This is a genomic window from Geminisphaera colitermitum TAV2 (assembly GCF_000171235.2).
GTDB classification, from domain to species: domain Bacteria; phylum Verrucomicrobiota; class Verrucomicrobiia; order Opitutales; family Opitutaceae; genus Geminisphaera; species Geminisphaera colitermitum.
In genome coordinates this window covers 56,382-68,771 of record NZ_ABEA03000126.1, presented here as the reverse complement: position 1 = coordinate 68,771, position 12,390 = coordinate 56,382, and the positions used below count along the sequence as shown (strand labels likewise).

8 protein-coding genes are annotated in these 12,390 nt (G+C 61.5%); all 8 read left to right on the top strand.

Going from position 1 to position 12,390, the window contains the following annotated elements; all coding sequences use genetic code 11:
• Window positions 1–20 precede the first annotated feature (20 nt).
• The 8 genes from OBACDRAFT_RS30790 (at window position 21) to OBACDRAFT_RS15140 (ending at window position 12,345) form a co-directional block, all read left to right on the top strand.
• Window positions 21–923, top strand: a complete 903-nt coding sequence (locus tag OBACDRAFT_RS30790) for a LamG-like jellyroll fold domain-containing protein (RefSeq protein ID WP_043586992.1) — start codon at window positions 21–23, stop codon at window positions 921–923.
• A 53-nt stretch (window positions 924–976) separates the two neighbouring features.
• On the top strand, window positions 977–3,742 hold the full coding sequence (locus OBACDRAFT_RS15170) for an endo-1,4-beta-xylanase (RefSeq protein ID WP_043586990.1): 2,766 nt from the start codon (window positions 977–979) through the stop codon (window positions 3,740–3,742).
• Window positions 3,743–3,794: 52 nt separating this feature from the next.
• Window positions 3,795–5,885, top strand: coding sequence for a hypothetical protein (locus OBACDRAFT_RS15165; RefSeq protein WP_043586988.1), 2,091 nt, complete (start codon window positions 3,795–3,797; stop codon window positions 5,883–5,885).
• A gap of 63 nt (window positions 5,886–5,948) precedes the next feature.
• Window positions 5,949–6,737, top strand: a complete 789-nt coding sequence (locus OBACDRAFT_RS15160; RefSeq protein ID WP_043586986.1) for an SDR family NAD(P)-dependent oxidoreductase — start codon at window positions 5,949–5,951, stop codon at window positions 6,735–6,737.
• Window positions 6,738–6,898: 161 nt separating this feature from the next.
• Complete coding sequence (locus OBACDRAFT_RS15155) at window positions 6,899–8,509, top strand: DEAD/DEAH box helicase (RefSeq protein ID WP_043586984.1); 1,611 nt, start codon at window positions 6,899–6,901, stop codon at window positions 8,507–8,509.
• A 340-nt stretch (window positions 8,510–8,849) separates the two neighbouring features.
• Complete coding sequence (locus OBACDRAFT_RS15150) at window positions 8,850–10,211, top strand: efflux RND transporter periplasmic adaptor subunit (protein WP_043586982.1); 1,362 nt, start codon at window positions 8,850–8,852, stop codon at window positions 10,209–10,211.
• On the top strand, window positions 10,208–10,951 hold the full coding sequence (locus tag OBACDRAFT_RS15145; protein ID WP_081722085.1) for an ABC transporter ATP-binding protein: 744 nt from the start codon (window positions 10,208–10,210) through the stop codon (window positions 10,949–10,951). Before OBACDRAFT_RS15150 ends, OBACDRAFT_RS15145 begins: the two co-directional genes overlap by 4 nt.
• Before the next feature lie 146 nt (window positions 10,952–11,097).
• The gene (locus tag OBACDRAFT_RS15140; protein WP_043586980.1) at window positions 11,098–12,345 is read left to right on the top strand and encodes an ABC transporter permease; all 1,248 of its coding nucleotides are present in this window, start codon (window positions 11,098–11,100) and stop codon (window positions 12,343–12,345) included.
• Window positions 12,346–12,390 lie beyond the last annotated feature (45 nt).

The window sequence follows — 12,390 nt, the reverse complement described above, 5'->3', positions numbered from 1 at the left end:
GTCCAACCGCCTGCACAAAAATGAACAAAACACACCTGACAACCGCCTCGCTCATCCTTGTATCCAGTCTGTTCACCTTCACGGGAATAGCCGCCTCCACGCCTATTCTCGAATTCAAGTTTGACGACACCGGTACCACAACGCGGAGCACGGGATCGAACACCTCGTCGCTCACCTTCTACAATTCGAGTTCCACTGCCACCGATCTGCACGGCAGTGGAGCAACCCTCGGCGGTCCCTCCGGGCTGGCCGGTGATTTCACGTTCAACAACACCGCCACGAGCGCCAGGACCGGAGGGCGGGCAGCAGTCAACATGACCAACGCTCCCTCCATCGCCACGGACCTCAACAACCTGAAATCCATGACCATTCAAGGCTGGCTTAAAACCGAGAGTATCGGAGACGGTGCCAGAATCCTCGATTTTGGCGGCACGAATGGAGTGACCCTGCAAACCACGACGTCAGGAAATTTGCAGTTGTATGTGAACGGGAGTAACACGGCGGTGAGCGGTTATTCGGCAACCGGTGTCTGGATTTTCTTCGCGGTCACTTACGATGCGGAGGCAAAAAGAGCCCTGTTCTACGTTGGTGGCACTGGAACGGACGCCGCCAGTCAGGTTTCGCTCGCGGGCACCAAAACATTTGATGCCGGCGTAATCAGCAGCAGCGGAGCCGCGGGGCTGGGCGTAGGTGGGTTATGGAACAGCAACATACGCTCCTACGACGGCCTGATCGACAACCTGCGAATCTACGGTTCCGCTGCCGACGCATCGGGAGCGCTCTCACTCGGTGAACTTCAGACTCTGCGCAACGCCGACTTGGCAATCGTCCCCGAAGCCTCGGCATCAGCCGCCCTGGCCGGCCTGACCGGGCTTCTTGCCGCCATCGCCGGACATGTTTTCATCCACCGCCGTCGCTCCTGAATTTCGCAATCCTCGCCCTCTCTTTATCTCGTATCCCATCCCTCCCCCCCTCCATGACGAACCTCGTTGCAATCCGTGTCCGCCGTACGCGCCGCCTCCTCCATGCCATCCTGCTCGGCTGTGGCGTGCTGGCGATTGGAGGCGGTAAACTGGTCGCGCAGGACAATCGTTCGGACGGCCTCGTGCAGAAATCTGCGGACACGCCGGGCAACCTGCTCGTCAACGGTGGCTTTGAGCCTCCGTACCACCCGGCCGTCAAACGAAGCGCGCAGGAAAAACCGCGGCCGGGCAACCACGTCACCGGTGTTATCGCAAAGGGCTGGGAGGACAACTCCCACTGGGCGGAGCTTGTGGCCGAATACAGCGCCGACGAGGATGCCACCCGCAACGGAGCCCGGACGCAACGCATCGACATCCAGTCGATTCAAAACGGCTGGTTGCAATTCGTCACCCGCTTCAATGTCCGCAAGGACAAGGCATATCGCGCCACCCTCTGGATGCGTTCGGCGGACATGGGCACGGTGGTGGAACTGCGCATGAGGCAGGCCAAACCGCCCTACCGTCGCTATTTTACCAAACGCGTTTTGCTCAGTCCCGAATGGAGAATGTACACACTGACCGGATCGGTGACGGAAGATGCGCCCGCGTTTTTTGCCCTGCTCGTGCAAGGCGCGGGTGAACACCGGCGGACCATCTGGCTCGACGACGCACGCGTCGAGGAGGCGGGCAGCGTAACCGCATCCGATGTTGCTCCCCGCACAGGCAACCTGATCGCCAGCGGCTCGTTTGAAACCGGACTCACCGGCGGCTGGCAAGCCAGGTATCACGAATACCAATACATGGAATCCGCCATCAAAAGCGACTTCGTCGATCCCCGTCCTGTCGTGGACAAAACGCCAGGTAACGCGGTTGTCGGAAACGCCTCCCTGCGGTTCGACATCCCGGACGCGCGGGCGGTGCGTTTCCATTCACCGTTCTTCACCTTTAATCACAACCGCCCGCACACGGCGTCGATCTGGTTGAAGGCATCCAAGCCCACGCCCGTTCAACTGGAATTCGAAGGTATGCATGGCAGCGCCATCACCGTGCAACCGGGGCCGGAGTGGAAACGATTTTCGACGACGGTGCCGCTGCCCTATGCAGAGCGGACGCGGTTGCTGCTGCGCATCCAGCCGACACGCGGTGCCACGACGCTTTGGTGCGACGGCGCGATGGTGGAAGAGCGAACCACGCCATCGGATGGATACGCAGGCGCAGCCCCGTTCCTATGCGAGTTGAGCCTGCGCGTGCCACGCCCCGGTCACATCGTTTTTGACGGAGAGAACATCCCGCTTGAGATCAATGTCGCTGCGGCCGGCGATGTCGGCACGCAAGGCATGGTGCCATCGGGAGCGCGAGTTCAGATGTCGATCGATTCCATCACCGGACGCACGCAGACGATGCCAGATGTGCCAGTCGTGACAAACATCGCAGACTCCAAGCTCGCCGGGCGGAGAGACGTGTCACTGCAACTGGCGCTCGAACCGGACCGGGAGCAGCCACGAGGTTTATTCAAGGCAACGGCGCGCCTGATTGCGAAGGATGGCACACGATTGTCCGCCGACGCCGAGCTTGTATTTGCCCGGCTGCCACGCCCGCGTGAGATTGCCCCCGAAAAATCCTACTTTGGCGTGCACACGGCGCTTACACCGGAACTGATTGCCATCGCACGCGCGACAGGTGCGCGCTGGGTGCGCCTGCACGATTGCACCAACGTCACCAAATGGCGCTACGTGGAAGCGAAGCCGGGCGTGTTTGAATTTGAAGACCGGGGCGTGAACGCTGCGCGTGCCGCTGGTATCCAAATTTTGGGGATGCTGGATGGAGCACCGTCATGGATCAGCAGCAAGCCGCGTGCGACGCTGGGCTCGAAGTCTGTTTACAACATGCCCGACGGTGACAACGCGCTCGCAAAGTGGGAGCAATATGTGACCCGGACGGTGTCGCACTACAAAGGGCGCATTGATTACTGGGAGGTTTGGAACGAGCCGTGGGCCAAAGGATTTTTTCCCGGCACGCCGGAGCAGTTTGCGCAGTTGCAAAACACGGCGTTCACGGCGGCAAAGGCGGTCAACGGGCACGCACTGATTGTCGGCTGCAATTCGGTTGCGCACAGCAATATGGGGGACGAGTGGACCTCAAGCGTGTTGCGCGCCGCCGGGCCTGATCGTTTCGATGTCCTCTCCGTGCATAACTACGACATGGCGCTCTATGGCGGACCCAAGGCCAAGCCCTTCGAAATCGTAAAACGCTTTGATACGATGATGGCGGCCATCGGCACGAAAAAACCAATCTGGAATACCGAGGGGGGCCCCGGTGAGTTGTACCGCTGGTATGGGGCCGACGAACAGACACTGCCCCTCGTCATAAACCAGATGGCGCAGATCGTGCGCTTCGACATTGTCCAGCGCGCAACCGGGATTGAGCGGTTTTTCTACTACTCGCTCTACAACGAATATCACACGTACCCCGTGTCGTGGTCGGCAACGGAGTCTGACCGTTCGCTCATGCCTGCGATGGCCGCCCGCGCCGTCCTTGCCAGCCTGACCGATGGAGCCCGTTGCCTGGGTCGCAGCGAACCCGAGCCAGGCGTGGATGCTTACGCATTTCTTGAGGATCAACAAGGTGCGTCCGTCACCGTGCTGTGGAGTTACGATGGCAAGGCGCACACGGTCACGGTGCCGCCGGGAGTGAAGGTTTTCGATGTCATGGGAAATACGCTACAAGTAACCGGTGGACGGACAGTGCTGACGGCGACGCCTGTTTATTTTGTCCGATGAACATATCCGCGCACCTCCCCCCCCCCCCCCCCCGGCATCCGCATGACAGACGATGAAGCTGCTCAGTGAATCATCCGTTTTCTGGTCCAAACTCGGCTACTGCTACGATCCACCGCGAATCGGAGCTGATGGGAATCCGGTGCTTTTTGCGACGGACTTTGAGCGCTTCGAAAATATTCAGGAGGCGTTTGCCCGCGCCGGCATCCGTGTGTTCAGCTCAATCCTGTTCACCGGATGGGTGGGCGTGGATGCGTATGACTACCGGCTGACCGACCGGGTGCTCCGTTCGGTTTTCTCAAAAAATCCGGAAAACCACTACATTCCACGCATCAAGCTCAACGTTCCGCTGGACTGGTGTTCCGCTCATCCCGAGGATGTATTCGTTTATCATGAGGGACCACGCGACGACGCCGAAATCCAGCGGCTGGTGGGAACCGCGTCACACGACATTCTGGGCTACGAATCGTCCGCCGGTTACGGCAACACGTTCGGTTTTCAAGATGATCGCCCCAACATCGGCGGCGTGATCGCCTTGCAGAGTTTCTCCTCCGCCCGCTGGCTGGCTGACGCTGGCGAGGCTCTGGCGCGCATCATACGCCACATTGAGACCGGACCGTATGCGGACAGGATTCCCGGTTATCATATTGCCTACGGTGCCGCGGGGGAAACGTGTTTTTGGGGACGTTCCAGCGGTAAACTCGGCGACTGGGGACTCGTCAACCGGCGGGCTTTTTTCGACTGGGGGCTGGCCCGCTACGGAACACTTCGCGCACTGCGCCAGGCATGGGGGGCGGCCTCTCTGGGGCATGACGAGTCAGGACGCGGCATCGCGGAGCCGCCTCCGCCTGAGGCACGGCAGGGGCGATCGGATTCGTTGCGCGAGCTTATGCGCGCGCGTCCCGGTGATCGTGTGTGCGTGGACTACGATCTGTTTTGCACCGACGTGAATGTGAACGCCATTGAGCACTTCGGCAGGATCGTCAAAGCGCAGACCGGAGGGAAGGCGGTCGGGTGCTTTTATGGTTACGTGTTGGAATGCGACAACGCCGCGTCCAGCGGCTGGCTGGGCTACGACCGGCTGCTGGCCTCGCCTCATATCGATTTTTTCGCCGCGCCAAAATCCTACCGGCGCAACGCTCCCGGCGAGCCCGGTGGCGTGCTGGGCATTGCGCAATCGGTAAATCGGAAAAAACTCTGGATGGACGAAATCGACATCGCCACGCACCTTGCGCCGAAATCCAATTGCCGTGGTTTTCTGGATACACGTTCGGTCCTTTGGCGTGAATTCGCCAAGAACCTTTCCCATGGCTCAAACTTCTGGTGGATGGACCTTGGAGGCGGTTGGTATGACTCGCCGGAAATTATGGCGGAGATCGCCACGATGGAACATGTCGCCACCAAGCTGCGCGCGCTGCCACGCCATAGCGTGGCGGAAATTCTGGTGGTGGTTGACGAATGGGTCCCCGCCCATGTGCGTTGCGGGGAGAAGCGTGATTCTCCGTTGCATCAGGCGCTGTACATCGACTTGTTGCGCGAGCTTCATCTGTGCGGGATGCCGGTGGATGTTTTTCGACTGGCGGATTTGCGGGACATGGAGCTGGGGCAATACCGGCTGGTCGTGTGTTTAAACGCGTTCTTTGTAACAGGCCCGCACTGGGCGCGCATCGAGCCGTGTCTTCGCCCTGATGCGACGGTGCTGTGGATGTATGCGGCGGGAATCTGCGCGGAGGACACGAACGGCATGGCCGGACGAAATATCGAGGATGGATTTTCGCTTGAGAACATTACCAAACTCACCGGCTTCAGAGTCCGGGAGGTGCTGCCGGCGACTGATGGGAATGAGACGCCCGCCAATCCGCTTCCCCGACTGATCGTGATACCACGGGCCAAACAGGAGATTTTGAAAACCTATCCGGACGGCACGGTGTCGGTCGCAGCGAGGAAGCCCGAGGGGGAGCTTGCTCCCCGCGCGCGCAAAGTGATTTACAGCGGCGAGCCTGTTCTGGACGCCACATTTCTCAGGATGCTCGCAGAGCGGGCGGGATGCCACGCCTATGCGCCGTGCGGCGTCGTGGTGTATGCGGACAACCGGTTCGTGGCCGTGTTTGAAGGCAACACGGTACACTTCGATTTGCGCTTCTGAATCGGAAGCGTTTGCGAAGAGCTTTCGGATGAGCGAGTGTGACGACACTGTCACCACGCCACCATGGATCTCCAACTCGCCAACAAACTCGCGCTCGTTACGGCCTCAACCGGCGGCATTGGTCTCGCCATCGCCCGCGCCCTCGCTCGTGAAGGTGCCCGCGTCATCATCAACGGACGTTCCGCCGCCAGCGTGGATGCCGCCATCACGACGATCCACGCTGACGTGCCCGGAGCCGCACTGGAACCCCTCGTCGCCGACAACGGCACCGCCGACGGCACGGCCCAAACCATCACGCAATTCCCCGACACCGACATCCTCATCAACAACCTCGGCATCTACGAACCCGTTGGCTTTTTCGGTGAAACCGATGCCGACTGGCTTCGTATTTTTGAAGTCAACATCCTCAGCGGCGTCCGCCTCTCCCGCCACTATCTCAAGCGCATGCTGGACGCAAAAAGCGGGCGGATCATTTTTATTGCCAGCGAAGCCGCAGTCAGTCCCTCACCCGAAATGCCGCACTACTCCGCCACCAAGACGATGCAACTCTCGCTCTCCCGCAGCCTCGCCGAGTTGACCAAAAGCACCGGCGTGACGGTCAACACGATCATGCCCGGCTCCACACTCACCGAAGGCGTGGCAAAATTCGTGCAAGACCTGTTCCCCGGCTTGTCGCTGGAAGAGGCGGGGCGGCGTTTCATGCGCGAGAACCGTCCCACATCGCTTATCGAACGGCTGATCGACCCGCGTGAGATCGCCCATTTCGCCGCCTTCCTGAGCAGCCCGCTCGCCTCCGGCATCAACGGTGCCGCCCTGCGCATCGACGGCGGCCTGGTGCGCAGCGTGTTCTAGGGCAGGCGACGAGGGTGGCGCGCACCAAAGGACTCCCCCCCCTCCCCCCCCCCCCTTCCCCGCCGCATCCTCCGGCGCTTGGAGCCACTCAACACCCGCCCAACATCCATGATTGCAAACCGGCGCTGATCCATGACGCTTCGCGGTTTATTCCGTTTATTATGTTAAAGAAGATTATCGCGAAGATTCGCGCCAAAATCGCGCCTTCGTCCCCGGCCAAGCCTGCGAAAAAAACCAACGGCGGCCCATCCGTTTCCAAATCAAAATCCACCCGCTCCGATTCCGCCCCACGCGGCGAGCGCACCGAACGCCCCGCACGCGGCCCCCGCGAACAACGCGGCGGTGAACGCCGGGATGACAGCCAGCGCTCCGGTGGCCGTGGCAGCCGCAACGACGGCGGACGCAGCGGTGGCCGCTCTGGTGGTCGCGGAGGCCGGGGCGGATTCGGCAGCCAGCGCGGCGAACGCCGCGAACGCCCCATGCGCGACGAGACCTTTGAGCACCCGCGCTCCGAACCGATCAAACCGGTCACCCCGGTGGAAATCCCGCCCCAAGACACCGCCTTTTCCAAACTCGGCCTCAACGACGCCCTCGCCTTTGCCGTCACCGAAATGGGCTACACCGAGCCCACCCCCATCCAAGCCCAGGCCGTGCCCGCCGTCCTCGCCGGGCGCGACGTCACCGGTTCCGCCCAGACCGGCACCGGCAAGACCGCCGCCTTCGCCCTCCCCATCCTGCACAAACTCGGCGCGCACGAACGCCGGCTGCGCTGCCTCGTCCTCGAACCCACCCGCGAACTCGCCCTCCAAGTCGAGGAGGCATTCCAAAAATACTCCAAATACACCGACCTCACCGCAACCGTCGTGTATGGCGGCGTTGGATACGGCAAACAACGCGAAGATCTGCAACGCGGCGTCGATGTCGTTGCCGCCACGCCCGGCCGCCTGCTCGACCACATCGAGCAAGGCACCATGACCCTCGCCGACGTCGAAATCCTCGTCCTCGACGAAGTGGACCGCATGCTCGACATGGGCTTCCTGCCCGACGTGAAACGCATCGTGCAACAATGTCCGCAGGCCCGCCAGACGCTCTTTTTCAGCGCCACGCTCCCCCCCGAACTCGCCCAACTCGCCAGTTGGGCCCTGCGCGACCCCGTTGAAATCAAGATCGGCCAGCGCCGCTCGCCCGCCGAAACCATCTCGCACGCCTTTTATCCGGTCGTGGCCTCGCAGAAATTCGACCTCCTGATCGACCTCCTCAGCCGCACCGAGTTCAAGAGCGTCATCATTTTCACCCGCACCAAAATGGGCGCCGACCGCATCGCCCACCGCCTCCAACGCGAAGGCCACACCGTCGGCGTGATCCACTCCGACCGTAACCAGCGCGAACGCGTCGAGGCGCTGGAAGGTTTCAAGTCAGGCAAATTTGAAGTCCTCGTCGCCACCGACATCGCCGCCCGCGGCCTCGACATCGCTGGCGTGTCACACGTTATCAACTACGACGTTCCCGAAAACCCCGAGGACTACGTTCACCGCATTGGCCGCACCGGTCGCGCCAATGCCAGCGGCGACGCCTTTACGCTCGTGACCGAGGACGACGTGCGAGACGCGCGTTCCATCGAGCGCTACATCAACGCCGAAATCGAACGCAAGAAGATCGACGGTTTCGACTACATCTACTCGGCGCTGTTCGACGAAAACGCAGCCGGAGCCGCCGCCCCTGCCAAACCCGCCGGCCGCCTCGTCCGCGGCATGCGTGGCGGCAGACGCTGACCCGCCCCATCGCAGTAAGCGCGAGCATTACGCCCGTGTTTGTGGCTTGTGGAGTGCGGCGATTCATCGCCGCTTTGACGGGCCGTTTTAACGGCCCGCCCAACACACCAGCCGGGCGACGCGATAAATCGCGCCGTCCAAAGCGGCGATAAATCGCCGCACTCCATGATGACGCAGCCGTCACGCCTGCTGGGAACGCCAGACTCCATCCAGCCCTTGTAGCATCCGTTCCCCCCCCTCGCCTTCCCCCGCCGCCGCTCCCCCCCCCCCCCCCCGGCACTCCCGCGCACCCGCATTTCAGCTTTCAGTTTTCAGCGTTTCAGATTTTTCTGCCCCTTCCATGTCCCGACCCTCGCCTGCCGCTCCGCGACGCCGTTCGCGCACACGCCTTTACCTCCTGCTCCTCGTCGTCGTTGCCGCCATTGCGGGCGGCTGGTTCTATTACTGGACCCGCCAGCACGAGCAACCCACCGCCATCACGGTCGAAAAAGCGATTGTCAAAACGATCACCCAAACCGTCTCCGCCACCGGCAAAATCCAGCCCGAGGTCGAAGTCAAAATCTCGCCTGAAGTCGCCGGCGAAATCATCGAACTCCCCTTCCGCGAAGGAGCCGACGTGAAGAAAGGCGACCTCCTCTTTCGCATCAAACCCGACAACTACCAAGCCCAGGTCGAACAACAAGAAGCCGCCCTCGCCGACGCCCAGGCCCGGCACCTCCAGGCCAAATCCCAACTCATCAAAGCCGAGGCCGACCACCGCCGCGCCGCCGAACTCTTCAAAAAAGGACTCATCTCCGACTCCGACCAGCTCAACGCCAGCACCGAACTCGACATTGCCCGCACCTCCGTCGAAGCCGCCGCCGCCCAAATCCGCCGCGCCGAAGGCACGCTCAAACAAATGCGCGACCTGCTGGACAAAACCACCGTTTACTCCCCCATCGACGGCACCATCAGCCTCCTCTCCAGCGAACTTGGCGAACGCGTTGTCGGCACCGGCCAGTTTGCCGGCACCGAAATCCTCCGCGTCGCCAACCTCGGCGACATGGAAGTGCGCGTGAAGGTCAACGAAAACGACATCATCAACGTGAAGATCGGCGACCGCGCCCGCGTCACCATCGACGCCTTCCCCCGGCGCACCTTTGACGGCACCGTCAAGGAAATCGCCTCCTCCGCCACCACCACCGGCGCCAACACGCAGGAAGAAGTCACCAACTTCGAAGTCCGCGTGCGCATCTCCAGCGGCGACGCCGCCCTCCGTCCCGGCATGAGCGCCAGCGCCGAGATCGAAACGCAGACCGTTGAAAACGTCATTGCCGTTCCGATACAATCCGTGACCGTCCGCACCCGCGAAGGCTCCAAGACCATGGAACAACTCGCCAGCGAGCGCGACCGCGACGCCAAGGAGACCCAAGGCGACGGAGCCGCCACCGCCGTCAACGTGCGCCAGGAACGCGAACGTGCCCGCTCCGACCGCGACGCCCTGCAACGCGTCGTCTTCATTTACCACCCGGGCGGTGCCAACGGAACCGGCGTCGTGCAACAAATCCCCGTCACCACCGGCATTGCCGACACCACGCACATGGAAATCAAGACCGGCGTGAAACCCGGCGACGAAATTGTCAGCGGTAGTTTCAGCGCCATTACACGCATCCTCAAAGACGGCGCCGCCGTGACCGTGGAAAATACAGGAACGGGAAAATGACCTCCCTCCCCTCCCCCCCCCTGTCCACGACCACCCGCGCCCCCGGCCCGCTCGTCATCGAGATCGAAGGCGTGTCGCGCCTTTACCAGATGGGCTCCGAAACCGTGCACGCCCTGCGCGGCGTGGACCTCAAAATCCACCGCAACGAATACCTTGCCATCATGGGCCCCTCCGGCAGCGGCAAATCCACGCTCATGAACATGCTTGGCTGCCTCGATACCCCCACCGCCGGACGCTACGAATTTGCCGGCAAAAACGTGGCGACCATGACCGACGACGAACTCGCCGACATCCGCAACCGCGAGATCGGTTTCGTGTTTCAGACCTTCAATCTGCTCCCCCGCTCCGACGCGTTGCATAACGTCGAACTTCCACTCATCTACGCCGGCATTCCCCGCCACACCCGCCTCGAACGCGCCGCCCAGGCCCTCGCCAGCGTCAGCCTGGCCGACCGGATGCATCATCGTCCCAACGAACTTTCCGGCGGACAGCGCCAGCGCGTGGCCATTGCACGCGCCCTCGTCACGCGCCCCTCGATCATCCTTGCCGACGAACCGACGGGAAATCTCGACTCCAAAACCGGCGTCGAAATCATGGCCTTGTTCGAGGAACTGTATCAGCGTGGCAATACACTCATCGTTGTCACACACGAGGAAGACATCGCCCGCCATGCCCGCCGCATCGTGAGACTCCGCGACGGCCTCATCGAATCGGACGCGTCCAATACAGACAGAAACTAAAGAGCACTTGGGAAACGGATTTTTTTTAGACAGAATTAACAGAATTTTGTGAATTAACAGAATTCTTAAAAAAGACGTCTCCCTCTCCTAAATTCCTTCAATTCATAAAATTCCGTTAATTCTGTCTAAAAAAACAAAAGGAGACCATGCGCAGATTTCTTTACGAGCTCACCGAAGCCCTTCGCATCGCTTTCACGCAGATTCACGCGAACAAGATGCGCTCGGCGCTCACTGCGCTCGGCGTCGTCATCGGCATCGTGGCCGTCACGCTCATGGGCACCGCCATCAACGGCATCGACGCCGGCGTGGACCGCAGCTTTGCCGGCTTCGGCGACGACGTGCTCTACGTCTGCCAATGGCCCTGGCGCGACGTCGACGACTGGTGGGTTTACCGCAATCGCCGCTCAATAAAAATCCCCGATGCCGCGCACGTCAGTGAATGGATCGACGCGCATCCCGGCGGTCCCCTCCAGATCGTCGTGCCCGTCGTGCGACGCCGCAGCACCATCACGCGCGGCGAATCCCGGGTGACCAACATCATGACCTTCGGCACCAGCGCGGACTTCCCCCGCATCAGCCGCTCGGACCTGAGCGAAGGCCGCTTCTTCAGCGAATTTGAAGCGCAAAACGGACGCTCCGTAGCGGTTGTTGGATACGACGTGGCCGAGGCCCTTTTCCCCGGAGAATCCCCGCTCGGCCACACGATAAAAATTCGCGGCGAACTCTTTCGCGTTGTCGGCGTGATGGCACGCCAGGGCAGTTTTCTCGGACTCTTCAGTTGGGATTCCCAGGTGGCGATCCCGCTCAACACCTACCGCCGTTACTACTCCACGCGTCACCTCAACGAAATCCGCGTCCAAGTGGATGCCACGCGCATGGCCGAGGCGCGCGACGAACTGCGCGGCGTGATGCGCCGCATCCGCCAGCTCAACCCAGAGCAACCCGACGACTTTGAAATCAACGAGCAAGGCACGATCCGCGAGCAACTCGATCCGATCAAAAACGCCATCGCCGCCGCCGGACTTTTTATTACGGGCCTCGCGCTTTTTGTCGGTGCGATAGGCATCATGAACATCACCTACGTGAGCGTGAAGGAACGCACGCGCGAGATCGGCACGCGCAAGGCGCTCGGAGCGCGTCGCCGCACGATCCTGCTCCAATTTTTGATCGAGGCCGTGACGATCTGTATTGTTGGCGGCATTACAGGCCTCGTCATGGCGGGTGTGGCATCCGTGGCGGTTGCAAAAATCGCGCCCACCTTTCCGCTCGTGTTTTCCGGCGGCTTGGTGGCGGTGGGGCTGGCGATCTCGGTGCTGACGGGCATTTTCAGCGGTTTCGCCCCCGCCTGGCAGGCGAGCAAACTCGACCCCGTCGAAGCCCTGCGTCACGAGTGACACACCGGATCAAGAAACATGCCATAGGTTGAAGTTTGCATGTTC